This window comes from Kitasatospora sp. NPDC059673, assembly GCF_042734215.1.
Taxonomy (GTDB): Bacteria; Actinomycetota; Actinomycetes; order Streptomycetales; family Streptomycetaceae; genus Kitasatospora.
On the sequence record NZ_JBHWEN010000002.1, the window covers coordinates 170,728 to 192,806 of the forward strand.

At 73.4% G+C, this 22,079-nt stretch carries 23 protein-coding genes; 11 read left to right on the forward strand and 12 right to left on the reverse strand.

Going from position 1 to position 22,079, the window contains the following annotated elements; translation table 11 throughout:
• Positions 1 to 130 precede the first annotated feature (130 nt).
• Positions 131 to 925 carry a TVP38/TMEM64 family protein gene (locus ACFV18_RS03120; RefSeq protein WP_380478607.1) on the forward strand — a complete coding sequence of 265 codons (795 nt, stop codon included), beginning with the start codon at positions 131 to 133 and terminating at the stop codon, positions 923 to 925.
• 126 nt (positions 926 to 1,051) lie between these two features.
• Here the strand turns inward: ACFV18_RS03120 and ACFV18_RS03125 are convergent, their stop codons facing one another.
• The gene (locus tag ACFV18_RS03125; RefSeq protein ID WP_380478609.1) at positions 1,052 to 1,408 is read right to left on the reverse strand and encodes a YrdB family protein; all 357 of its coding nucleotides are present in this window, start codon (positions 1,406 to 1,408) and stop codon (positions 1,052 to 1,054) included.
• A gap of 221 nt (positions 1,409 to 1,629) precedes the next feature.
• Between ACFV18_RS03125 and ACFV18_RS03130 the strand changes: the two genes are divergently transcribed.
• The 5 genes from ACFV18_RS03130 to ACFV18_RS03150 all read left to right on the forward strand — a co-directional run bounded on the left by ACFV18_RS03130 (position 1,630) and on the right by ACFV18_RS03150 (position 6,659).
• Positions 1,630 to 2,166, forward strand: a complete 537-nt coding sequence (locus ACFV18_RS03130; protein WP_380478611.1) for a DinB family protein — start codon at positions 1,630 to 1,632, stop codon at positions 2,164 to 2,166.
• A gap of 453 nt (positions 2,167 to 2,619) precedes the next feature.
• Complete coding sequence (locus ACFV18_RS03135; protein WP_380478613.1) at positions 2,620 to 3,015, forward strand: cell division protein SepF; 396 nt, start codon at positions 2,620 to 2,622, stop codon at positions 3,013 to 3,015.
• A gap of 229 nt (positions 3,016 to 3,244) precedes the next feature.
• Positions 3,245 to 3,799, forward strand: coding sequence for a TetR/AcrR family transcriptional regulator (locus ACFV18_RS03140; protein ID WP_380478615.1), 555 nt, complete (start codon positions 3,245 to 3,247; stop codon positions 3,797 to 3,799).
• The gene (locus ACFV18_RS03145; protein ID WP_380478617.1) at positions 3,796 to 5,493 is read left to right on the forward strand and encodes an MFS transporter; all 1,698 of its coding nucleotides are present in this window, start codon (positions 3,796 to 3,798) and stop codon (positions 5,491 to 5,493) included. The genes ACFV18_RS03140 and ACFV18_RS03145 overlap by 4 nt, the downstream gene beginning before the upstream one ends.
• Before the next feature lie 461 nt (positions 5,494 to 5,954).
• Positions 5,955 to 6,659, forward strand: a complete 705-nt coding sequence (locus ACFV18_RS03150) for a hypothetical protein (protein WP_380478619.1) — start codon at positions 5,955 to 5,957, stop codon at positions 6,657 to 6,659.
• Positions 6,660 to 6,739: 80 nt separating this feature from the next.
• Here ACFV18_RS03150 and ACFV18_RS03155 read toward each other — a convergent pair whose 3' ends face one another.
• Complete coding sequence (locus tag ACFV18_RS03155; RefSeq protein ID WP_380478621.1) at positions 6,740 to 7,024, reverse strand: hypothetical protein; 285 nt, start codon at positions 7,022 to 7,024, stop codon at positions 6,740 to 6,742.
• A 229-nt stretch (positions 7,025 to 7,253) separates the two neighbouring features.
• On the opposite strand from ACFV18_RS03155, the gene ACFV18_RS03160 reads away from it, so the two are divergent.
• Complete coding sequence (locus tag ACFV18_RS03160; protein ID WP_380478623.1) at positions 7,254 to 8,450, forward strand: nitrous oxide reductase family maturation protein NosD; 1,197 nt, start codon at positions 7,254 to 7,256, stop codon at positions 8,448 to 8,450.
• Positions 8,451 to 8,496: 46 nt separating this feature from the next.
• Positions 8,497 to 9,594: a methyltransferase gene (locus ACFV18_RS03165; protein WP_380478625.1), complete on the forward strand. Its 1,098-nt coding sequence runs from the start codon at positions 8,497 to 8,499 to the stop codon at positions 9,592 to 9,594.
• A gap of 65 nt (positions 9,595 to 9,659) precedes the next feature.
• Here ACFV18_RS03165 and ACFV18_RS03170 read toward each other — a convergent pair whose 3' ends face one another.
• The 10 genes from ACFV18_RS03170 to ACFV18_RS03215 are packed head-to-tail and all read right to left on the reverse strand — an operon-like array spanning position 9,660 to position 18,431.
• Positions 9,660 to 11,027 carry an acetyl/propionyl/methylcrotonyl-CoA carboxylase subunit alpha gene (locus ACFV18_RS03170; protein ID WP_380478627.1) on the reverse strand — a complete coding sequence of 456 codons (1,368 nt, stop codon included), beginning with the start codon at positions 11,025 to 11,027 and terminating at the stop codon, positions 9,660 to 9,662.
• Between the two features lie 11 nt (positions 11,028 to 11,038).
• Positions 11,039 to 11,548, reverse strand: coding sequence for an acetyl-CoA carboxylase biotin carboxyl carrier protein (locus tag ACFV18_RS03175; protein ID WP_380478629.1), 510 nt, complete (start codon positions 11,546 to 11,548; stop codon positions 11,039 to 11,041).
• On the reverse strand, positions 11,545 to 13,227 hold the full coding sequence (accD, locus tag ACFV18_RS03180) for an acetyl-CoA carboxylase, carboxyltransferase subunit beta (RefSeq protein ID WP_380478631.1): 1,683 nt from the start codon (positions 13,225 to 13,227) through the stop codon (positions 11,545 to 11,547). Before accD ends, ACFV18_RS03175 begins: the two co-directional genes overlap by 4 nt.
• A gap of 35 nt (positions 13,228 to 13,262) precedes the next feature.
• Positions 13,263 to 13,583 carry a TcmI family type II polyketide cyclase gene (locus ACFV18_RS03185; protein ID WP_380478633.1) on the reverse strand — a complete coding sequence of 107 codons (321 nt, stop codon included), beginning with the start codon at positions 13,581 to 13,583 and terminating at the stop codon, positions 13,263 to 13,265.
• Between the two features lie 5 nt (positions 13,584 to 13,588).
• Entirely contained in the window at positions 13,589 to 14,047 is a 459-nt protein-coding gene (locus ACFV18_RS03190; protein ID WP_380478635.1) for an SRPBCC family protein, read from the reverse strand.
• Between the two features lies 1 nt (position 14,048).
• Entirely contained in the window at positions 14,049 to 14,303 is a 255-nt protein-coding gene (locus ACFV18_RS03195) for an acyl carrier protein (RefSeq protein WP_380478637.1), read from the reverse strand.
• Between the two features lie 26 nt (positions 14,304 to 14,329).
• Positions 14,330 to 15,553, reverse strand: a complete 1,224-nt coding sequence (locus tag ACFV18_RS03200) for a beta-ketoacyl synthase N-terminal-like domain-containing protein (RefSeq protein WP_380478639.1) — start codon at positions 15,551 to 15,553, stop codon at positions 14,330 to 14,332.
• On the reverse strand, positions 15,550 to 16,815 hold the full coding sequence (locus ACFV18_RS03205) for a beta-ketoacyl-[acyl-carrier-protein] synthase family protein (RefSeq protein WP_380478641.1): 1,266 nt from the start codon (positions 16,813 to 16,815) through the stop codon (positions 15,550 to 15,552). The genes ACFV18_RS03200 and ACFV18_RS03205 overlap by 4 nt, the downstream gene beginning before the upstream one ends.
• Positions 16,812 to 17,243 (reverse strand): cupin domain-containing protein, encoded by a 432-nt coding sequence (locus ACFV18_RS03210; protein ID WP_380478642.1) that lies wholly within the window; start codon positions 17,241 to 17,243, stop codon positions 16,812 to 16,814. Before ACFV18_RS03210 ends, ACFV18_RS03205 begins: the two co-directional genes overlap by 4 nt.
• Positions 17,244 to 17,285: 42 nt before the next feature.
• Positions 17,286 to 18,431, reverse strand: a complete 1,146-nt coding sequence (locus tag ACFV18_RS03215) for a SchA/CurD-like domain-containing protein (RefSeq protein ID WP_380478644.1) — start codon at positions 18,429 to 18,431, stop codon at positions 17,286 to 17,288.
• Between the two features lie 218 nt (positions 18,432 to 18,649).
• Between ACFV18_RS03215 and ACFV18_RS03220 the strand changes: the two genes are divergently transcribed.
• The 3 genes from ACFV18_RS03220 to ACFV18_RS03230 all read left to right on the forward strand — a co-directional run bounded on the left by ACFV18_RS03220 (position 18,650) and on the right by ACFV18_RS03230 (position 21,948).
• Positions 18,650 to 20,320: an FAD-dependent oxidoreductase gene (locus ACFV18_RS03220; RefSeq protein WP_380478646.1), complete on the forward strand. Its 1,671-nt coding sequence runs from the start codon at positions 18,650 to 18,652 to the stop codon at positions 20,318 to 20,320.
• A gap of 249 nt (positions 20,321 to 20,569) precedes the next feature.
• Positions 20,570 to 21,130: an RNA polymerase sigma factor gene (locus ACFV18_RS03225; protein WP_380478648.1), complete on the forward strand. Its 561-nt coding sequence runs from the start codon at positions 20,570 to 20,572 to the stop codon at positions 21,128 to 21,130.
• A complete protein-coding gene (locus ACFV18_RS03230) occupies positions 21,127 to 21,948 on the forward strand; it encodes a zf-HC2 domain-containing protein (RefSeq protein ID WP_380478650.1) in 822 nt (273 codons plus the stop codon). Before ACFV18_RS03225 ends, ACFV18_RS03230 begins: the two co-directional genes overlap by 4 nt.
• Positions 21,949 to 22,079 lie beyond the last annotated feature (131 nt).

A 22,079-nucleotide genomic window follows, 5' to 3' on the forward strand; every position in this document is an offset into this window, starting at 1 on the left:
ACCCGCACCCGCCGGGTCCCGCCACCGACCACGCCGGCAGCACCGCCCGCCCCGAAGCACCGCGCACCGCAAACCGCACACCCGCAGCCCCTCGCCGAACGCCGGCCACAGCGCCGGTTAAGCTCCCCGGGTGCCCGCCCTGCAGCCGACATCCGGCCCCACCGCGCCACTCCCCGCCGACGCCGACGCCGGCACCACCAGCACCACCGCGAGCGCCGGTGCCGGCGCCATCCCGGACGTCCACTCCCGCGCCCACGCCCACGCACCGGACGTGCCAGCACCGCACCCGCGCCCGCACCGCCACGCGCTGCTGCGCCTCGGCCTGCTCGTGGCCGTCCTCGCCGCTGCGGCGGCCTCGCTGCTGCTCTGGGATCCGACGGCGGTACTCGCGGCGGCGACCGGTCCGTGGCGAATGCCGATCGCGTTGGCGGCCTACGCCTTCGGCACGGTGGCGTTCCTGCCTCGCCCGGCGCTGAACGCGGGGATGGGGTTGCTGTTCGGGTCGCTGTGGGGCGTACCGCTGGCGGTCGCCGGGTCGGCGATCGGCGCGATCGCGGCGTTCGCGCTCGGCCGGTCACTCGGCCGGGAGGCGCTGCGGCCACTGGTACGTGGAAAGGTGCTGACCGAGATCGACCGCAGGCTGTCCGAACAGGGCTTCCGCAGCGTGCTGTTGGTGCGACTGTTCCCAGGGGCGCCGTTCCAGGCCGGCAACTTCGCGTGCGCGTTCTCGGGGGTCCGATTCTGGCCGTACCTGGCGGCAACGGTGCTCGGCGTGGTCCCGACCACGGCCGCGTACGTCATCGCGGGGGCCAGCGCCAGCTCTCCCGGGTCCCCGGCGTTCCTGATCTCGGCGTCGGTGATCGCGGCGATGTGCGTGTTCAGCGCCGTCTCGCTCTGGCGGGCCCGCCCCCGCCGCGCCACCTGACCGCCCGGCACCGCGCGCCGACGCCGACACCACGGTCCAAAGCCACCCCGACTCGCACCAGCGCCTGTTCACCCGTCGATATCTCGGCGCCGCACCGGAGAACGAGTGCGGTGCCGGCCGCCCTGCCTACCGCTCGATCTCCGGCGACCATTCGCCGACCAGCCGCAGCCACACCGTGTTGACGACCATCAGCGCACCGAGCCACAGCGCCCAACCCGAGTGGCCGGTGGCGGCCAGCAGGGCGACCGAGCCGCCCCAGATCAGCAGTTGCACGCCGTACCAGGCGGCCACCGAGTCACGTACGGGCCGTCGCGGCGCCGCATAGCGCCCCCACAGCACGGCCGCAACCACCGGCAGGGCCAGCGCGATCAGCACCCGCACCACCACAGGGCCACCGCTCCACAGGCCGTAGCCACCCACCGCCAACGCGACCAGTGAGGCCAGCTCCAGCAGCAGACGCAACGTCAGCTGGACCCCCGTCATCACCTTGCGCACCCTGACACCCCACCCGAGTCAATCAGCAATGAAGATCCGATCATCGCACCGCCCGCCACCACCACACCGACCCAGCACCGCCCGCCACCACCACACCCACACACCACCGCCCGCCACGCCCCAGCACCGCCCGCCACCACCCAGAACCGCCCCGCCCACCACCGGAAATCGGCTCGCCCCCATCGCCGCCCCGCCCCCACCATGACGGCATGACGAACAACAGCAGCGCCGCCCCTACCACCACCCGCACCGACCCGGCCTTCGCCTCCGACGAGGTGACCATGCTCACCTCCTGGCTGGACTTCCACCGCGCCACGCTCGCCCTCAAGTGCGAGGGACTGACACCGGACCAGCTCCGCAAACGGTCCTGTCCGCCGTCGTCGATGTCCTTGCTGGGGCTGGTCCGGCACATGGCGGAGGTGGAACGCCACTGGTTCCGGCTGTACCTGAACGGTGAGGATCTCGGGCCGACCAGCCGCTACTGGTCGGAGGAGTTCCCGGACGGCGACTTCGACCTGGTCGACACCGCGGATCCGGTGGCCGACACCGCCGCCTGGCAGGAGGACATCGCCTACGCCCGCACCGCGGTCGAGGGCGTTCCGTTGGACACGGTGGCCAAGCGTCCCTGGCGTGGCAACGTGGTGACGCTCCGTTGGATTCTCGTCCACCTGGTCGAGGAGTACGCCCGGCACAACGGTCACGCCGACCTGATCCGCGAGCGGATCGACGGCGCGACCGGCGAGTGACCGCACAAGCCCCGCCGACCCACCGAGCCCGGGCCATCCGCCGACCCGACTCAGCCGCACCGAAACCACGGCACACACCCGAAGCCGCGACACTTGCGACACATGCGACCACACACGGCAGACACGACACACGGGGACAGAACCGAGAATCCGCAGCCGAAGTGAACCCCATTGAGTGGCGCTGTTACACGATCGTTGACACTCAGTCAACTGTCCTCCGGCTGCCACCGATAGTGTCGTCGGGCGCAACCGTTCACCGGCCGTTGGCGTCGTTACGAATATCCGGGTAAGCACGGATATTCGCCCACGCCACAACCCGTCGGGTGGGCGCGTGCGGGCACTTCTGCGGTGATCAGTGCGATACTCGGACAGTTCCAACAAGTGGATGACGTGTCAAAACGACTCGTCATCCCCCGGGGGACGAGTACGGAACGAGACAGGGAGGCGCGGTTAATGGGAGCACTTCGCGACGAGCACCACAACGGGTGGCTGATGCCCTCCGGCAGCTACCCGGCCGCGATGTACGAGGAATCGTGGGACGGCGAGGAAACGCTGCCGGGCGGGCAGATCGGGCCGTCCAAGATCGTCTCGCTCCGGCCCACCGGGTTCGAGGCCGCCCGCACCGTCGGCGAGCACATCCGCGCCGCCACACCGGTGGTCATGGACCTCACCGAGATGGACGATGCCGAGGCCAAGCGGATGGTCGACTTCGCCTCCGGTCTGATCTTCGGCACCCGCGGCGGCATCGAGCGGATCGCCCGCCGGGTGTTCCTGCTTACGCCGGCGGACGTCGAGGTGATGGTCATCGACCGCCCGCTCGACGAATCCGGCTTCTACAACCAGAGCTGACGTCGCCGGGCCGGCATCCCGCCCGGCCCACACCCAGCGGCCCACGCCCAGCGGCACAGCCCCACAGCACACCCCTCGAAGACCCCGCGCCCCGCGCGGGGTCTTTCGCGTACGCCCCAGCCCACCCGCACCCCCACCCGCGCCCCCACCCGCGCTCCCTGCACTCCGCACCCGAGACCCGCGACTCCAAAGCGAGACACCGATGTCTCATCTGCGCTATGCTGCTCTCATGGCAACCGACCGCGACTCCGTCCTCGAGGCCGCCGTCGGCGTCCTCTCCCGCCGCCCGACGGCCCATCTCGACGAGATCGCCCGCGCCGCCGGCATCAGCCGCGCCACCCTGCACCGGATCTTCCCGGGCCGGGAGGCCCTGATCCGCGAGGTGGGTGCCCTCGGCCTGCGCCGGTTCTCCGCCGCGCTGGACACCGCACGGGTGGAGGAGGGAAGCGCCGAGGCGGCGCTGCGTCGGCTGGTGGATGCGGTGGTGCCGGATGCCGCGCTGTGCGCCTTCCTGGCCGGCGAGAACCAGCTGTACGACGATCCCGGGATCAACGACCTCTGGGAGCTCCAGGACGCCCGGGTCCGCGCGCTGTTCCTGCGCGGGCAGCGGGAAGGAACGTTCCGGATCGAACTCTCGGCCGGCTGGCTCAGCGAGGCGTTCTTCGATCTGGTGGCCGGCATCGGCTGGGCCGTCCAGGAAGGCCGGCTCGCCCCTCGCGAAAGCGCATTCTCGCTCGCCGAGCTGTTCCTCGGCGGCGCTCTACAGAGACCTGATACCCCATGAGTTCCCCCATAGCCGCCCAGCCCGTAAAGGCCCAGCCCACCCACGACCGGCCCGCCCACGACCGGCCCGTCCACGGCCGGCCCGCCCAATCCGGCAGGTCGGGCGGCCACCGCTGGGCCGGTCTCGGCGTCCTCGTGCTCGCCGTCACCCTGGTGGCGGTGGACGCGACGGTGCTCTCCCTCGCCATCCCGTCGATCACCGAGACCCTCCGCCCGTCCGGCACCCAGTTGCTGTGGATCGGTGACGTCTACTCGTTCGTGCTGGCCGGCCTGCTGGTGTCGATGGGCGCGCTCAGCGACCGGCTGGGCCGCAAGCGGGTGCTGCTCGCGGGGTCGGCCGCGTTCGGCGTGGCCTCGCTGCTGGCGGCGTACGCGCCGGGGCCGGGCTGGCTGATCCTGGCCCGGGCGCTGCTCGGCGTGGCGGGCGCGACGATCATGCCGTCCACGCTGTCGCTGATCCGCTCGCTGTTCCCGGACGCCCGGGAGCGGGCGACCGCGATCGGCATCTGGGGTGCGGGCGCGACGGCGGGTGCGGCGCTGGGGCCGCTGGTGGGCGGGGTGCTGCTGGAGCACTTCTGGTGGGGGTCGGTGTTCCTGCTGAACCTGCCGGTGATGGTGCTGCTGCTGGTGTTCGGCGCCTGGTTGCTGCCGGAGTCCCGCGATCCGCGCCCGGGCCGCTGGGACATGCTGAGCGTGTTGCTGTCGATGGCGGGTGTGATCGGCGCGGTGTACGGGATCAAGGAGTTCGCCGCGCACGGCCTGTCCACCTGGACCACCCCGGCGGCCTTCGTGCTCGGTGCGACGGCACTGGCGCTGTTCGTACGGCGTCAGCTCCGCCTGGAGACCCCGCTGCTGGAGGTGCGGCTGTTCCGTGACCCGCGGTTCACGGCGGCGGTGGTGTCCTCGCTGATCAGCCTGATCGGGCTGTCCGGTGTGATCTTCTTCATGTCGCAGTACCTCCAGCTGGTGCGCGGGTACTCGCCGCTCTCGGCGGGTGTCGCCGAAATGCCGGCCTTCGTCGGCTCGGTGGTGGGCGGTCTGCTGACGGCCCGGCTGGCGCGGCGCGCGGGTGCGCGTCGGGTGCTGACGGTCAGCCTGCTGGTGATGGGGCTGGGCATAGCGGTGCTGGGCATGGTCCGGGTCGACAGCACGTATCTGCTGCTCGGCTCGTCCTTCCTGGCGCTGGGTACCGCCGAGGGGGTGGTGTACACCCTCTCCTCGGACCTGGTGCTGGGTGCCGCCCCGGCCGACAAGGCGGGCGCCGCCTCGGCGGTGTCGGAGACGGCGTACGAACTGGGCGCGGCGCTCGGCATCGCCCTGGTCGGCTCGATCGTGACGGCGCTGTACGCGGGGTCGCTCACCGTCCCGGCGCACACGGACCCGGCTGTGGCCGACCAGGCCGGCCAGTCGCTCGGCGGTGCGGTGGAGGCGGCCTCGACGCTGCCGGGCGACCTCGCGGGCCCGCTGCTGACCAGCGCCAACAACGCGTTCGTCCACGGCATCAACATCGCCGCGTGGGTCTCGGCCGTCCTGCTCCTGGCCGCCGCCGCCCTCGCCCGCCACCTCCTCCGCCCCCGCACCCGTACCCGCACCCAAGTCCCCACTCCGGCCGAAGCCTCCTCGACCCCCCACGAGCCGACCCCCCACGAGCCGACCCCCCACGAGCCGAACCCCCACGGGCCGGCCCACCACTGAGACGGGCCGACGCGTCAACACGCCGCGTCAACAACACCCGTCAAGGCTGCTCCCGCAGGGGGCACCGGCGCATGGCCGGTGAGACGTCATGGACGCGCCGCCCGCTCAGCCAGGCGGGCCGGCTCCAGATCCACCCCGACCAACGCGCTCCAACTCGGCACGCGCCGTACGATCCGCTGCTCCCCCACCGCCGCCGGCCTCCCCACCGCGCTCATTCGCCCACCAGCCGCCAGCCAACAGCCACCAGCCACCGGTATCTCCCCATCCCAGCCGCCGATCTGACGGACCGTCGGGCTCCCCCCAATGGCGCAGCGCCGCTGGCCTGGGGGGTTGCCGGGCTCCGACGATGGGGACGGAGAGCGGAGCGCTGGTTCCGCATGTCCGGGCGCGGGCCGACGGCTCGCCGGATCGACCGCGGCGCGAAGTGGCCGGCGCGGTTCTGAGCGAAAGGGTGCAGCGCGATGCGAGACGCGGACCAGAACAGTTCCGGCCAAGGGCCAACGCCCCGCCAGCCGCTGGTGCGCCAGGGCCGGGTCGGCCCGCCGGTCCGGCCGGAGCAGCCCGGACGGGGGCGGGCCCTGCGCGGCGCGCGGCTGGTGCTCGCGCTGGGCGCGGGCGCGGCCGGGATCGCGGTGATGGCGTCCTGTGGCGGCAGCTCGGGCGAGGACCCGGTGCAGGCGGCGATGTCGACGTTCACGGTGGGGACGGAGCGGTTCTCGGGCGAGCCGCCGTCCCCGCTCGGCTCGCTGCACTCCTCGGCGCTGGCCTCGGTGTCGGCGGCGCAGGCGTCGGCCTCGCAGCGGGCGGCGGAGTTCGAGGCGTCGGCCAACGCGCAACTGGCGGCGGGCCGGGCGAAGGCGACCCAGGTGTTGTCGACCGTCTCGGGCTCGGGCAACGCGCTGGGCGATGTGACGCTGACCGGGATTCCGACCCAGGTCACCGGCGATCTGACGGCGGCGAAGGTGACGGTCACCAACAGCACCCAGGAGACCCGCTCGTACGCGATCCAGGTGGACTTCACCGACAGCAACGGGCAGAGCGTGGACTCCTCGGTGGTGGGTGTGGAGAACCTCGCGCCGGGTGCGACCGCGAACCCGGTGGCGTTCTCCACCAAGGGCGCGGGCACCACGCTGAGCCCGGTGGTGGTGAAGGCCCAGCGCTACTGAGTCCCGCTGAGTGCCCCTCGACGTACTGTGCCCGCCGCTCGATCACGGTCGAGCGGCGGGCACAGTGCGTCGAGGGGCACTCAGTTGACCGACCGAAAGATGACGTCGTCGTAGTCCCAGGCGGGGTCCTCGGTGTCCGGCCAGCTCGGGGTCTCCGCTTCGGTCTCGGGGCCGGCGGTGGCACTCTGCCGGGCGGCGAGTTCCTCGTCGAGCCGGTACTCCTCGCTGCGTTGCCGCTCGGTGCGGTAGTGGTCGGCGGAGTGCGGTTCGGCGGGGAACAGTTCGGTCCGGCCGGCGCCGGTGGGGCGCAGGTCGTCGGGGGCGGGGTCGGTGTGTTCGGTGATTCGTCCTCTGTGCAGGGTCATGGGTCCATAGTGGTTCCGGCCGGTCGAGGGGGGCCCGGTACCCGGCCGTAGTGCCCCCCGATCGGGTGTACGGGTGGTGCCGTCCTTCCGGCCACCCGGTCGGCGGGCGTGGGCAACTCGTGCGACCGAACCCGGCTGGCCGTGGACGGGACGCGACCTTAGCTTCGAGGCGGCGGGCGCGCGCCAACGCCGTCCGCGACCGCAACCCTCTGGAAACCGGCTTCTCCTGATGACTTCTCTCTTCGATCCGGCGCGCCCGCGCACCCGCCTCGCCGCCGTACTGCTCGTCTCCGCCGCCACCGTGCCCGCCCTGCTGGCCGTCAGTCCGGCGCCCACCACCTCCGTCGCCCTGGCGCACTCGGTCTTCGCCGTGCCGGGCCATCTCGCCGTCCCGCTCCCGCTGCCGGCCTTCCCGGCCGCCCTCGCAGCAAGCCCGAACGTGTTTCACCTGCCGCCCGGTGCCTCGGTGCAGGCCGCCGTCGACGCGGCCCGCCCGGGTGATGTGGTGGAGCTGGCCGCGGGCAGCTACCCGGGCAGTGTCACCCTCACCACGGACGGGGTGACGCTGCGCGGGCAGGGCGGCGGCCGCACCGTGCTGGTGCCCGATCCGGCGGACCACAGTGCCTGCGCCGCGGCCGGCAACGGGCTGTGTGTGACGGGTGTGGCGGACGACCGGGGGGCGCCGGTGCGGCCGGTGTCGGGCGCGGTGGTGGAGTCGCTGGCGGTGGCGGGGTTCGCGAAGAACGGGATCGCCGCCGCCGTCACCGACAGGCTGACCGTCCGCGAGGTGACGTCCCACGACAACGGCCTGCAGGGCATCAGCGTGGAGATGTCGACCCGCACCATGGTGCTCGACAACGAGGCCCGGGACAACGGCCAGGCGGGGATCTTCATCGCCAACTGGTTCGACCGCAAGGGCGGCGCGCTGGAGACCCGCGGCACCCAGGTGGCGGCGAACCGGCTGAGCGGCAACCGGATCGGCCTGCAGCTGCGCCGGGTGCGCGACCTGACGGCGACGGCCAACCTGGTGTCCGGCAACTGCGGCGGCATCTTCGTGGTCGGCGACGACGGGGTGCCGCGGGCCGGTGCGCTGACCGTCGCCGGCAATGTGGTGCGCGCCAACAACCGTTACTGCGAGCCCAATCCGCGTCTGGACTCGGTCCAGGGGACCGGCATCCTGCTGACCGGCACCGAGGACGTCGCGGTCACCGACAACCTGGTCGTCGACCACTCCGGCGCCTCTCCGATGTCGGGCGGCATCGTGCTGTACCCGAGCGTGGTGGGCGCGCCGAACGCCCGTGCCGTCGTCACCGACAACACGCTGAACGACAACGTGCCCGCCGATCTCGCCGACCGCGATCAGGGCAACGGGGAGTCCTTCACGAACAACATCTGCCACACCTCCCAGCCCGCCGGCCACTGCTGACCGGCCTTACCGAGCCCTCCAGCCCCGACGAAAGGCCGCCACGCCCATGACCTCCGCCCCGACCCGACCGGTCCCGCCGTCCTCCTCCCCCGCGACGACCGGCCCCGCCACCACCCCCGCCACCACGACGCCTCCCGGTGTGCCGCCCGCGATGCTGTTGCGCGAGCTGGTCTTCGGCGCCGCCTGCGCGGGTGCGGTGCGCGCCGCCGCCAGTCTGAAGCTGGCCGACGCCTTGGACGATCAGCCCGCCACCGCCGAGGAGTTGGCGGTGCGGCTGGGCGTCGAAGCCGGCCCGCTGGAGCGCCTGTTGCGGGCCCTGGCCAGCTACGAGGTGTTCGCCCCCGCCGGTGACGGCCGCTACTGCCACACCCCGCTGTCGCGCCTGCTGCGCTCCGACGAGCCGGGCAGCCTGCGCGACATCGCGCTGTGGTGCACCGAGCCGTGGACCTGGCAGTCCTGGTCCCGGCTGGACGACGCGGTGCGCACCGGGCGCAGCGTGTTCGCCGACGCGTTCGGCAAGGAGTTCTTCCAGTACCTGCACGACGACGCGCCGGAGTCGGCGGCGCTGTTCAACCGGGCGATGACGCAGTCCAGCCGCCAGTCCGCGCAGGACCTGGCGGACTTCCTGGATCTGACGGGCATCGCCTCGGCCGCCGACATCGGCGGCGGCCAGGGCCACGTGCTGGCGGCCCTGATGGAGCGTCTGCCGGGCCTGCACGGCACGCTGCTGGATCTGCCGAAGGTGGTCGAGCACGCCGATCCGCGGCTGCTGCCCGGTGGCCCGCTGGCCGACCGCGCGCGTCTGGTGCCGGGCGACTGCCGGGTGGCGATCCCGGTGCAGGCCGATCTGTACCTGGTGAAGAACATCCTGGAGTGGGACGACGAATCCACTCGCCGCACGCTGCGCAACCTGCGTCAGGTGGCCCGCCCGGGTGCCCGGGTGGTGATCGTGGAGAACCTGGTCGACGACTCCCCGTCGATGCGGTTCACCACCGCGATGGACCTGCTGCTGCTGCTCAATGTCGGTGGGGCCAAGCACACCCTGGGCAGCCTGACCGCGCTGATCGAGGAGTCCGGCCTGCTGCTGAAGGCCGTCGCCCCGGTGAACGCGTACCTGCACGCGTTCACCTGCACGGTGCCCTGACGCCGCCCGCCCACCGAGAAGCCGTCCGGACCACAGCGGTCCGGACGGCTTCTCGGTGGCCTCGGCTACGAGACAGCGGCCGCCGCTTCCGCGGCCATTTCGGCGACCAGCGCGGTGGTGTGCCGGCCGGCCCGAAAGCGCGGGTCGGCGAGGGTGCGGCGCAGGTAGTCGGTGGTGGTGCGGACGCCGGGGCCGTCGATGCGGAACTCGGCGAGGGCGCGGTCGAGGCGGGCGACGGCCTGTTCGCGGTCGGGCGCCCAGGCGATGGTCTTGGCGAGCAGGGAGTCGTAGTCGGGGCCGATCGGCCAGCCGGGGTAGGCGTGGGTGTCGACCCGGACGAACGGGCCGCCGGGCGGGACGAATTCGGTGAGCAGCCCGGGGGTGGGCAGGAAGCCGCGTTCGGGGTCCTCGGCGTTGACCCGGGCCTCGACGGCGGCGCCGCGCGGGCGGACGGCGTCCTGGCGGAGTGTCAGGGGCTCGCCGGCGGCGATGGTGAGCTGTTCGCGGACCAGGTCGATGCCGGTGACCATCTCGGTGACGGGGTGTTCGACCTGGAGGCGGCAGTTGACCTCCATCAGGTAGAAGGTGCCGTCGGGGGCGAGCACGAATTCGAAGGTGGCGGCGCCGACGTAGCCGACGGCGAGGGCGCCGCGGACGGCGGCGGCGCAGATCTCGTGGCGCAGCGGGTCGGACAGGTTGGGTGCGGGGGATTCCTCGATGAGTTTCTGGTGGCGGCGTTGCACGGAGCAGTCGCGTTCGGCGAGGTGGACGGCGTTGCCGTGGCGGTCGCAGAGCACCTGGACCTCGATGTGCCGGGCGCCGTCCACGTAGCGTTCGAGGTAGAGCCGTTCGTCGCCGAAGACGGCGCGGGCGTGGGCGCGGGTTTCCTGGAAGGCGGTGGGCAGGTCGGCGCCGTCGCGGACCACGGCCATGCCGCGTCCGCCGCCGCCGGCGACGGCTTTGAGGATGACGGGGTAGCCGGTGCGGGCGGCGGTCTCGCGGGCTTCGGCGGGGCTGCGAACGGCGCCGGTGGAGCCGGGGAGGACGGGCAGTCCGGCTTCGGCCATCAGCCGGCGGGCGGCGGATTTGTCGCCGAGTTGTTCGATCACGTGCGGGGGCGGGCCGATGAAGGTGAGGCCGTTGGCTTCGCAGATCTCGGCGAAGTCGGGGTCCTCGGAGAGGAATCCGTAGCCGGGGTGGACGGCCTGGGCGCCGGTGAGCCGGGCGGCTTCGACGATGGACGGGATGTGCAGGTAGCTGGCTCTGGCGGCGGCGGGTCCGAGGTGGACGGCCCGGTCGGCGAAGCGGACCACCGCCGAGTCGCGGTCGGCGGTGGAGTGGACGGCGACGGTGCGGATGCCCATCTCCCGGCAGGTGCGGGCGATCCGCAGGGCGATCTCGCCGCGGTTGGCGATCAGCACGGTGGTGAACATGCGCGGGCCCCTTACGCGGGTTCGACGGCGATCAGGCGCTGCTGGAACTCCACGGCGGTGCCGTCGGCGACGAGGATCTCCGCCACCCGGCCGGCGATGTCGGCTTCGACGGGGCTCATCATCTTCATCACTTCGAGGATGCCGATGGGCTGGCCGACGGTGACGGTGTCGCCGACGGCGACGAACGGCGGCGCGCCCGGTTCGGGCGCGTGGTAGAAGGTGCCGATCATCGGGGCGCACACGTGGTGGCCGGCGGCTCCGGGCTCCGTCTCGGGCCCTGTCTCGGGTGCCGGGTGGGGGCTGCTGCGGTCCGGCGCGGTGGTCTCGTCCCATTCGACCTCGACGGCGGTGCCGAGGTGTTCGAGCCGGATCCGGCGGGGTGGGCGGGTGCTGGTGCGGGCGAGTTCGGCGACGCTGCGGCACAGGTCGGCGAGGTCCGCGACCCGGTCGGGGCCGCCGGATCCGTCACCGGTGAGGGCGATCCGTCCGTGGGACGGCTGGTGTTTCACCTCGACGGTCATGGCCGGCTCCAATCTGCCGCGTCGGGGCCGGTGTCGGCGCCGTAGCGGTGGAAGCGGGCCCGGCGGGCGGCGCGCAGCCGGTCCGGGTCCCAGGGGATCAGTTCGCGCAGGGCCTCGGTGACGGCGGCTTCCAGCAGGTCGGCCGCGGCGGCGTGGTCCTGGTGGGCTCCTTCGGGCGGTTCGGGGACGATGCCGTCGACGACGCCGAGGCTGAGCAGGTCGCCGGGGTGCAGGCGCAGCGAGGCGGCGGCGGTGGGTGCGGCCTGCGGGTCCTTCCACAGGATGGCGGCGCAGCCTTCGGGGCTGATCACCGAGTAGATGCCGTTGGCGCTGACCAGGACGCGGTCGGCGACGGCGAGCGCGAGGGCGCCGCCGCTGCCGCCCTCGCCGATCAGGACGGCGACGACGGGGACGGGCAGGCGGGCCATCAGGCGCAGGTTCTCGGCGATGGCGGCGGCCTGTCCGCCGGTCTCGGCCTCGGGTCCGGGGTTGGCGCCGGGGGTGTCGATCATGGTGACCACGGGCAGGCCGAGTTTCGCGGCGAGGCGCATCAGCCGGTTGGCCTTGCGGTAGCCGGAGGGCTGGGCCATGCCGAATCGGCGGCGTCGGCGTTCGCCCAGGTCGGTTCCGCCCTTGTGGTGGCCGATCAGGACGACGGGGGTGCCGGCCAGGCGTCCGGTGCCGGCGACGATGGCGGGGCAGTCCTCGGTGAGCCGGTCGCCGTGGAGTTCCTGGAAGTCGTCGACCAGGCGGCGGATGTAGTCGAGGGTGCTGGGCCGTTCGGGGTGCCGGGCGAGGCGGACGTTCTGCCAGGGGTCGCGGTCGGTGAGTTCGTGGGCGGCGCGCAGGATGGCGGTGGGGTCACCGGGGGGCCGGGGCGCCTCGGCGGGCCGCAGGCCGAGCAGTCGGCCGAGGACGGGGCGCAGGCCGATCCGGGGCACGACGTCGTCGACCATGCCGTGGGCGAGCAGGAACTCGGCGGTCTGGAAGCCGTCGGGGAGTTTTTCGCCGGTGGTCTGTTCGATGACGCGGGGTCCGGCGAAGCCCATTCGGGCGCCGGGTTCGGCGAGGATGACGTCGGCGAGGGTGGCGAAGGAGGCGGCGACGCCGCCGTAGGTGGGGTCGGTGATCACCGAGACGGTGAGGATGCCGGCTTCGTCGAGTTCGGCCATGGCCTGCGCGGTCTTGGCCATCTGCATCAGCGACAGCACGCCTTCCTGCATCCGGGCGCCGCCGCTGGCGGTGACCAGGACGAGTGGGGCGCGGCGCTCCAGCGCGAGGGTGGCGGCCTGGGTGATGAGGGCGCCGACGGCGCAGCCGAGGCTGCCGCCGAGGAAGCGGAAGTCCATGACGGCGGCGACGCAGGGTTGGCCCTCGATCTGTCCGGCGGCGACCAGCACGGCCTCGTGGAGGCCGGTGCGGTCGCGGGCCTCGTCGAGGCGGTCCTGGTAGGGGCGGCTGTCGACGAAGCCGAGCGGGTCGTGCAGGGCGGGCACCGGTCCGAGGGGTTCGGCGGTGCCCGGGTCGAGGAGTTGGGCGAGCCGCTGCGGGGCGGTGAGCCGTCCGTGGTGCCCGCAGTCGGGGCACACCTGCAGGGTGCGTGCGTAGCGTCTGCCGTAGACCAGGCCGGCGCAGCCTTCGCAGCGCACCCAGTCCGCCGGTTCGCTCTGTTCGGCCACGGCGGCTCTCCCTTCCGTGTACAGCGCAGGATGGTTCAGCGGTCCCAGCGGTAGAACTCGTGGGCCATGGCGTCCTTGGGGCTGCGCCAGGTCGACGGGTCGTAGGCGTCGACGTAGACGGCGAGCCGTTCGCTGATGTCGCGGAATTCGGGGTGGTCGGTGTACTTGGCGACCTCGGGTCCGGCGGGGCGCTCGGACTCGATCAGGTGGAGGTAGATGTCGCCGTACTGGAACAGGCTGCGGCCGTGGACGCCGATCAGTCCGGGCAGCGGGCCGCGGTCGGAGTCGGCGAAGACGCCGGCGATGTGGTCGGCGGTGCCGGGTTTCATCCGGGCGACGATCAGGGCGCGGTGCATGCCGGTCACCGGGCCGCGCCGGCGCGGTGTTCGACCTTGGCGCGGATCAGTTCCATCTGGACCTTGGAGTTCTGGTTGATCATGTCGGTCATCTGGAGGTCGTCGACGGGGGCGGTGGGCTTCATCGCGAAGTCCTGGATCCAGCGCATCCGGGTGCCTTGCGGGAGGTCCTCGTACTCCCAGCGGATCTCCATGAATTCGAACGGGCCGGGTTCGACGCGGCGGGCGCGGACGGTGAGCGCGTCGCGGTCGGTCTCGCGTTCGGAGACCCAGCTCCACACCTGGCCGTTCTCGTCGGGGTGCATGGTGAGCCGGAACTTCACCAGCGGGCCCTGCCGGTCGAGGACCTCGACGGAGGCGTACTCGCTGAACAGCTGGGGCCACTGCTCCAGGTCGTTGGTCATGTCCCAGACCAGGTCGACGGGGGCGTTGATGAGGATGGTGTTGTCGGTGTGTCCGGGCATCTCAGGCACCAGCTTTCACGGTGGAGTTGACGGTCTGCAGGAACTCGGCGACGGGGCGGCCGAGCAGTTCGGAGGAGTCGATGGAGACGCTGTAGCGGTTCTCCAGGTCGGCGAGGACGCCGAGCACCCCCAGCGAGTCGACGCCGAGGTCGAGGAACATGCAGCCCGGGTCGGCCAGTTCGTCGACGGTGACCTGGACGCCGGCCCGGGCCTTGATCAGGGTGGCGAGTTCCTCGTAGGTGATCTCGGATGCCATCTGTTGCTCCTAGCGGTGGGGTGGGGTCAGGCCCGGCGCAGCACCAGGGCGGTGTTGGAGCCCATCTGGCCGCGGCTGAGCACCAGGGCGGTGCGCAGTTCGGCGGGCCGCGGGTGGCCGATGACCAGGTCGAGGCCGTACGGGCAGTCCGCGGTGTGCGGGGTGGGCGGGATCAGGCCCTGTTCGAGGGCGAGCACGGCGGCGGCCACGTCGAGCGCGGGGGCGCCGCAGTGGGCGCGGCCGAAGCCGGCCTTGGGGGCGGTGACGGGGACGCGCTCGGCGTGTTCGCCGAGCGCGTCGGCCAGGGCGAGGGCTTCGGCGCGGTCGGCCTCGGGGATGCCGAGGGCGTCGGCGAAGACCACGTCGATCTCGTCGGGCGCGCAGTGTGCCTCGGCGAGGGCGCCGCGGACGGCGTGGGCGAGTCCTTCGCGGCTTTCGGCCCAGCGGGCGGCGCCGGTGAAGGTGGCGGTGTGTCCGGCGATCCGGGCCCGGGTGCGGGCGCCGCGCCGGCGGGCGGTGTCGGCGTCCTCGACCACGAACATGGCGCCGCCCTCGGCGGGGACGAAGCCGTCCGCGTCGGAGCCGAACGGCCGGTAGGCGCGGTCGGGGTCGTCGGTGGTGGACAGTCCGGGGTAGCCGAGTTGGCAGACCATCGAGTACGGGGCGATGGGGGCTTCGGCGGCGCCGGCCAGGACGGTGTCGGTGCCGCGGCCGACGGCGCGGGCGGCGTGCGCGAGGGCGTCGAGGCCGCCGGCCTCGTCGGAGGCGACCACGCCGCACGGGCCCTTGAAGCCGCCGCGGATGGAGATCTGGCCGGTGGAGGCGGCGTAGAACCAGGCGATCGACTGGTAGGGGCCGACGTGGTGGGGTCCTTCGGCCCACAGGTGCTGGAGTTCGCGCTGGCCGAACTCGCCGCCGCCGGAGCCGGCCGCGGTGACCACGGCGACCTGGAACGGGTCGTCCGGCTGCGGCGTCAGGTCAGCGTCGGCCATGGCGAGTTCGGCGGCGGCCATCGCGAAGTGGGTGAACCGGTCGGTCTGCACCAGGTAGCGCGGCTCGACGTACTCTTCGGCGTCGAAGCCGCGCACCAGGCCGGCGACCCGCAGCGGGAGCCGCTCGCAGCCCTCGCGGTCGATGAGCGCGAGGGCGGAGCGGCCCTCGCCGAGGGCCTTCCAGTAGTCGTCGGCGCCGATGCCGTGCGGGGAGACCACGCCGACTCCGGTGATCACCGCGCTGCGGGTCGGGTTCATGCCGCCGTCTCCACTCTGCTCAGCACCACCGCGGACTGGAAGCCGCCGAAGCCGCTGCCCACCGACAGCACGTGGCGCAGCGGCAGTTCGCGGGCGGTGCGGGGGACGTAGTCGAGGTCGCACTCGGGATCGCGTTCGGTGTAGTTGGCGGTCGGCGGGACCACACCGTGGTGCAGGGCGAGGGTGCAGGCGACCAGTTCGATGGCGCCGATCGCGCCGAGCGAGTGCCCGACCATCGACTTGATGGAGCTCATCGGGGTGCGCCGGGCGTGCGCGCCGAGGGAGCGTTTGACGGCGGCGGTCTCGTGCCGGTCGTTCTGCTTGGTGCCGGAGCCGTGCGCGTTGACGTAGTCGATGGCATCGCCGGGCAGTCGCGCGTGGGCGAGGGCGCGGTCGATGGCTTCGGACATCTCCACGCCTTCCTGGGTGAGGCCGGTCATGTGGTAGGCGTTGCCGAAGGTGGCGAAGCCGCCGAGTTCGGCGTAGATCCGGGCGCCGCGCCGCTTGGCGTGCTCCCATTCCTCCAGCACGATGACGGCGCCGCCCTCGCCGAGCACGAAGCCGTCGCGGCTCGCGTCGAACGGGCGGGAGGCGTGTTCGGGGTCGTCGTTGCGGGCCGAGGTGGCCTTGATGGCGTCGAAGCAGGCGACGGTGATCGGTGAGATCGGCGAGTCGCAGGCCCCGGCGACGATCACGTCGGCGCGGCCCTCCTCGATGCTGAGGGCGGCGTAGCCGACGGCGTCGAGGCCGGAGGTGCAGCCGGTGGAGACGGTCTGCACGGGGCCGTGCGCGCCGATCCGTTCGGCGACCGCGGAGGCCAGCGTGGCCGGGGTGAAGGCCCGTTCCAGGTGCGGCCGGGCGGGCCGGTGATCGACGTCCCAGTGCTCGCCGCGGCCGCTGACCAGCACGTAGTCGGCTTCCAGCCGGGTGGTGCCGCCGACCGCGGTGCCGAGCGAGACACCGATGCGCCAGGGGTCCTCGCGTTCGGGTTCGAGTCCGGCGTCGGCGAGCGCCTCGGCGGCGGCGACCAGCGCGAACTGCACGTAGCGGTCGTTGCGGGCGATCTGGTCGGCGGTCAGGCCGTGCGCGGCGGGGTCGAAGTCGCACTCGGCGGCGATCCGGGAGCGGAAGCCGTCGGGGTCGAACAGCGTGATGCCGCGGGTGGCGGTGCGGCCGGCGGTGAGCAGCGCCCAGAACTGCGGGACGCCGATGCCGCCGGGTGCGACCACGCCGATCCCGGTCACCGCGACCCGGCGGTTCACGAGGCTGCCCCTGCCGGTTCCGGCGGGCCGGCTTCGGAGGTGCTCTCCTCCTCGGTGTCGACGTGGCCGAGTTCGGGGCGGGGCGCGAGCGGCCCCAGGTGGAAGACCATCCGGGCCTGGCCGGCGCCGACGTTGCGGAACCGGTGCTTCATCCCGATCGGAATCATCAGGCCCTGGTTGGGCCGCAGCGGCTGGGTCTTGCCGTCGAGGTCGACCTCGAGTTCGCCGGACATCACGAACACGAACTCCTCGGAGTACGGGTGGTAGTGCTCGCCGATCCGCTCCCCCGGTTCGACGATCGCCACCCCCATGAAGCCGCTGGTCGCGCCGACCGCCGTCGGGGTGAGCATGGCCCGCAGGTCGCCGCCGCGCTTGCGGTTCGGGGGCGCGTCGTCGACGTGGACGACTCGTGGCATCTCGGTGGTCACGGTGGACTTCCTTCCGGGCGTGGGATGTGCGGGGGCGGGTGGTCAGACGTCGGCGGAGCGGCGGTCGGTGACCGGGGTCATGGTGCATTCGGCGAGCAGGTGACGCAGGCCGTCGGCGCTGGGCACGGGGTGTTCGGCGGGGATGTCGGCGAGCTTGCCGAGCACCGCGGCGGCGCGCGGGCCGGCCACGCCGAGGGCGGTGGCGGGGTCGCTCGCGGGGTCGGTGAGCAGGTCCACCAGGCGGACCACCAGGTCCTCGCGGCAGTGGACGGTGGCGCGCACCAGCGGCGAGCCGGGGTCGGCGGCGGCGTGCTGGTCCTCGCCGGCCAGCAGTTCGGCGAGCGCGGCGCCGCAGCCGGGGCGGACCGGGTACAGGTAGGCGTGCCGCTGCACCGGGCCGGCCTTCAGCGCGGCGTGGTGGTGGACAGCAGGCAGCGCGGCGCGCAGGAAGAAGTCGCGGGCGGCCAGCGGGTCGTTCAGGTCGCGCCTCTCCTCCAGGTACGGGTTGATGGCTTCTTCGACGGCCCGCACCTCGGGTTGCTGGGCGACGTGCCGCAGCGCGGCAACCAGGTCGCCGGCGACTTCGACGCAGCGCACGATCCGGTTGCCGCGCATGAAGAGCGAGGTGCGCAGCAGCCGGGTGGTGTCGTCGACCCGGGCCTGCGGGGAGCGGTAGCCGGCCAGCAGTTCGGCGGCCTTGGCCTCGGTGCCGGGCCGCACGGTGAAGCTGAGCGCGTGCCGCACCACGCCGTCGGGCCCGGGCCGGGGCGTGGCGGGCACGCCCGGGTGGTGCTCGCCGGGGCCCAGCGGGGCGGCGAGGCTGTCGATGGTGTGCTCGCCCTGGGTTTCGCGCAGCACGGTGTAGCGCAGCGAGCGGGTGTCGCGGACGCAGCCGTGCAGCGGCTTGACCATCTCGCGGTGGGCGGGGCTGTCGACCCAGGCGAGGAACGGTGGGGCGCTCTCCCATTCGCTGGTGATCAGCCAGCGGGACGGGTCGTCGATGGACTGGCAGAGCTGGTCACTGATGTGGCCGGGGACGGCGGCCACCTGGTGGCGCAGCAGTTCGTAGACGTTCAGGAAGTGGTCCTGGGCGCCGTCGTGGACGTCGAGCATCAGGACGACGCGAAGCCGGCCCGTGGCGGGCCGGCCGGTGGTGGCGGTCTCCTCGGTTGTGGAGAGCAGGGTCATGGCGGCGGATCCTGTCGTTTGTTCACATGGGCCCTCGGCCGGCCGGTGCCGTGCGGGTCGGCGGGCGGGGCGTGGTTCGCACTCGATCGTCACGGGGGTACGGGGGTGGCGCGAGAGTTCGCGGCCATCCGGGCGAAGCACCCTGCGTGGCCGTCGGTGGTGGGGGATGGATGTCGGGTCTGGCGCATCCAGCGCCCTGCACGGATGGAGCAGAGCTGATGAACACACAGATGGCGGACCGGGTGCCGGTCCTGGTCGCGGGCGGTTCCCTGGTGGGGCTGTCGGCGTCCCTCTTCCTCGGCCGGCTCGGCGTGCCGCATCTGCTGGTGGAGCGGCACGCGGAGACCTCCCGGCATCCGCGCGGGCGCGGCAACAACCTGCGGACCATGGAGCTGTTCCGGGCCGCCGGGGTGGAGGCGGACATCCGGGCGGCCGCGTCGGTGCTGGCCGACAACCACGGCATCCTGCAGGCCGAGACGCTGTCCGGCGGCGAGCAGGAGTGGCTGTTCCGGGAGATCGACCCCGGCGGGGGCCTGGCCAGGTTCAGCCCGTCCTCCTGGTGCCTGTGCAGCCAGAACGACCTGGAGCCGGTGCTGCGGCGGCACGCCGCCGCACGTGGCGACGTCCGTTTCAACACCGAGCTGGTCTCCTTCGAGCAGGACGCCGACGGGGTGACGGGGCTGCTGCTGGACCGTGCCACCGGTGAGAAGCGCGAGGTGCGGGCCGACTATCTGATCGCCGCGGACGGGCCGCGCAGCCCCGTCCGGGAATGCCTGGGCATCGGGCAGTCCGGGCGCGGCGACCTGTTCCACAACATCAGCGTCACCTTCCGGGCCAAGCGGCTGGCGGACGTGGTCGGGGACCGGCGGTTCATCGCCTGCTACCTGACCGATCCGGCGGGGGCGGGCGCGCTGCTGCCCGTCGACAACCGCGAGCAGTGGGTGTTCCACCTGCCCTGGCACCCCGAACGCGGCGAGAGCGTCGAGGACTTCACGGACGCCCGCTGCGTCGCGCACATCCGGGCCGCCGCCGGGGTGCCCGACCTGGAGGTGGAAATCACCGGCCGGGCCCCGTGGCACGCCGCCGAGCGGGTCGCCGACCGGTACGGCGCCGGGCGGGTGTTCCTGGTCGGGGACGCCGCGCACGAGATGCCGCCGACCGGCGCGTTCGGCTCCAACACCGGGATCCAGGACGCCCACAACCTGGCCTGGAAGCTCGCCGCCGTCCTGGCCGGCTGGGGCGGGCCGCGGCTGCTGGACTCCTACGAGAGCGAGCGCCGCCCGGTCGCCGTGCAGACCGCGGCCCGGGCGGCGGCCCGCTCGGTGGAACACCAGCACCCCGGTTTCGACGCCGCCCCCACCGGCGGGCCCCGCACCAACGTCCTTGCGGTGGCGCTCGGTTACCGCTACCCCGAGGGTGCGCTGGTCGGCGCGGACGCCACGGCGGGTGTCGTCCCCGAGCGCTTCGCCGCCACCGGCGAACCCGGCACCCGCGCCCCGCACCTGTGGCTGCGCGACGTCGCCGGCAAGCGGCTGTCCACCCTCGACCTGTTCGACGGCGGTCCGCTGCTGCTGGCCCCGGTCCAGGGCGGCCGGGCCTGGCCGACGGCCGCCCTACAGGTGGCCGAGCAGACCGGGGTGCCGGTGCGCTGCCTGCTGGTCGGCGAGGGCGGCGACCTGGTGCCCGAGCCGCCCGCCGACCCCCCGTCCGGCGCCCGCCCCACCGGGCCGGTCTCCCCCACCACCTGGCCCGAAGCGTACGGACTGCACCCGGGCGGCGCCGCGCTGGTGCGCCCGGACGGCTTCGTCGGCTGGCGCGCCACCGGCGCCGTCGGCGACCCGGCCGCGGCCCTGCGAGTCGCCGTCCGCGGGGTCGCGGGGCTGGCCTGAGGGGGAGAGCGCAACAGGGGCGCGGGGAACTGCGCGAAGGGGAACGCACCCAACCGTGAGATCGCAACGCAGGACAGTGACCTGCACTTGATCGCGACCTTGCGGACGTTGCGCTCCCTTCCCGCGCAGTTCCCCGCGCCCCCGGCTTCGCGCCCGCCGGCGTTTCGCGCCCACGACCCGACCCGACGTCATGTGACGGGGATCACGCCGCGGCAAGAACCCGGGCGCAAGCCCTCGCGTCTGGCAGGTGTGAGAGCACGCGGGAGAGCACTGCACGAGCTGGACGAGGAACGTCTGCTCCGCCTGGTCGCCAGGAGCGACCGGGCGGCGTTCGACGAGCTGTACCGGCGCACCGCCCCGTGGCTGGCGGTGCGCCTGCGCCGCCGGTGCGCGGACGAGCAGATCGTCGCCGAGGTCATGCAGGAGACCTATCTCGCGGTCTGGCGCGCGGCGGGCGCGTTCGCCGGCAGCGCGGTGGGCGGCAGCGCCGTCGGCTGGCTGTGGACCATCGCGGCCCGCCGCCTGGTCGACGCCTTCCGCCGCCGCGCGCACCACGCCGAGCCGCCGGCCGCCGCGGCCGGTACGGCCACCGCCCCGGCCGCCGAGGACGAGGCGCTGGCCGCGTCGGTCGGCGGCGACGTGGGGGACGCGCTGCGGCGCCTGGCCCCCGAACTGCGCGCGGTGCTGCAGGCCACCGTCCTCGACGGGCTCTCCGTCCGGGAGACCGCCGTCCTGCTCAGACTGCCCGAAGGCACGGTCAAGACCCGCGCCCGCCGGGCCCGGATCGCGATGCGGAAGGAACTGGCATGAAAGCGGAACACGCATCGGCCGGGCTGATCGACGCGTACGCGCGCGGCGGCGACGACCTGCCCGCGGACACCGTCTGGGCTCTGGAGGCCCACCTGGAGGACTGCCCGCACTGCCGGGGACTGCTGACGGCCGCCGTGCCCGCCCGGGTGCCCGGCGTCGCGGCGCTCGTCGACTCCGTCCACGCCGCGCTGCTGCCGCAACTGGACGCGGCCCGCCCGGTGCCCGTGCGCCGCCGCCTGGCCAGGTGGCGGCCGGTCTGGGCCGCGCCGGCCGTGGTGCTCTGGCTGCTGACCGCCGTCGCGGTGGTGCTGCTGGCGCTGGTGCTGGACGCCGCCGGGCCGCCGGACCTGTCCGGCCAGGTGTCGCCGCTGCTGCTGGTGGCGCCCGTGCTGCCGCTGTGCGCAGCCGCCGCGACCTGGGCGACCGGCCTCGACCCGGCACACGAGCTGACCGCCTCCACCCCGCGCTCCGGCCTCCCGCTGCTGCTGCGGCGCACCGCCGCCGCGCTGGCCGCGGTGGTGCCGGTACTGCTGGCGGCGGGCCCGCTGACCGGGGCGATGACGGCCGCGCAGTGGCTGCTGCCCTCGCTCGCCTTCACCACCACCGCGCTCGCCCTCGGCAGCGTCATCGGCGTCGGCCGCGCCGCCGCCGCGCTGATCGCCGTCTGGGCCGCCGCCGTCGCGGCCCCCGTCTGGGCCACCGGCCGCCTGCCGTTCGTCCTGCGGCCCGAACACCTGCCCGACTGGGCGGCGCTGCTCGTCCTCGGCGCCACCACCGTGCTCGCCCGCCGACGCGCCTACTCCACACCCCACACCTGACCCCTCCCCGCCGGAAGGACCCACCCCCCATGCCACGCACCATCAACACGACCCCCGCCACACCGCCACCGCACTGACCGCCATTCGCACCTGCGGCCCGAACAGCTGCCCGGCTGGGCGCCACTCCTCGT

Coding starts and splice junctions, on each gene's coding strand:
- ACFV18_RS03125 (WP_380478609.1), bottom strand. CDS start 1,408: ATGACGGGGGTCCAGCTGACGTTGCGTCTGCTGCTGGAGCTGGCCTCA.
- ACFV18_RS03130 (WP_380478611.1), top strand. CDS start 1,630: ATGACGAACAACAGCAGCGCCGCCCCTACCACCACCCGCACCGACCCG.
- ACFV18_RS03135 (WP_380478613.1), top strand. CDS start 2,620: ATGGGAGCACTTCGCGACGAGCACCACAACGGGTGGCTGATGCCCTCC.
- ACFV18_RS03140 (WP_380478615.1), top strand. CDS start 3,245: ATGGCAACCGACCGCGACTCCGTCCTCGAGGCCGCCGTCGGCGTCCTC.
- ACFV18_RS03145 (WP_380478617.1), top strand. CDS start 3,796: ATGAGTTCCCCCATAGCCGCCCAGCCCGTAAAGGCCCAGCCCACCCAC.
- ACFV18_RS03150 (WP_380478619.1), top strand. CDS start 5,955: ATGCGAGACGCGGACCAGAACAGTTCCGGCCAAGGGCCAACGCCCCGC.
- ACFV18_RS03155 (WP_380478621.1), bottom strand. CDS start 7,024: ATGACCCTGCACAGAGGACGAATCACCGAACACACCGACCCCGCCCCC.
- ACFV18_RS03160 (WP_380478623.1), top strand. CDS start 7,254: ATGACTTCTCTCTTCGATCCGGCGCGCCCGCGCACCCGCCTCGCCGCC.
- ACFV18_RS03165 (WP_380478625.1), top strand. CDS start 8,497: ATGACCTCCGCCCCGACCCGACCGGTCCCGCCGTCCTCCTCCCCCGCG.
- ACFV18_RS03170 (WP_380478627.1), bottom strand. CDS start 11,027: ATGTTCACCACCGTGCTGATCGCCAACCGCGGCGAGATCGCCCTGCGG.
- ACFV18_RS03175 (WP_380478629.1), bottom strand. CDS start 11,548: ATGACCGTCGAGGTGAAACACCAGCCGTCCCACGGACGGATCGCCCTC.
- ACFV18_RS03185 (WP_380478633.1), bottom strand. CDS start 13,583: ATGCACCGCGCCCTGATCGTCGCCCGGATGAAACCCGGCACCGCCGAC.
- ACFV18_RS03190 (WP_380478635.1), bottom strand. CDS start 14,047: ATGCCCGGACACACCGACAACACCATCCTCATCAACGCCCCCGTCGAC.
- ACFV18_RS03195 (WP_380478637.1), bottom strand. CDS start 14,303: ATGGCATCCGAGATCACCTACGAGGAACTCGCCACCCTGATCAAGGCC.
- ACFV18_RS03200 (WP_380478639.1), bottom strand. CDS start 15,553: ATGAACCCGACCCGCAGCGCGGTGATCACCGGAGTCGGCGTGGTCTCC.
- ACFV18_RS03215 (WP_380478644.1), bottom strand. CDS start 18,431: ATGACCCTGCTCTCCACAACCGAGGAGACCGCCACCACCGGCCGGCCC.
- ACFV18_RS03220 (WP_380478646.1), top strand. CDS start 18,650: ATGAACACACAGATGGCGGACCGGGTGCCGGTCCTGGTCGCGGGCGGT.
- ACFV18_RS03230 (WP_380478650.1), top strand. CDS start 21,127: ATGAAAGCGGAACACGCATCGGCCGGGCTGATCGACGCGTACGCGCGC.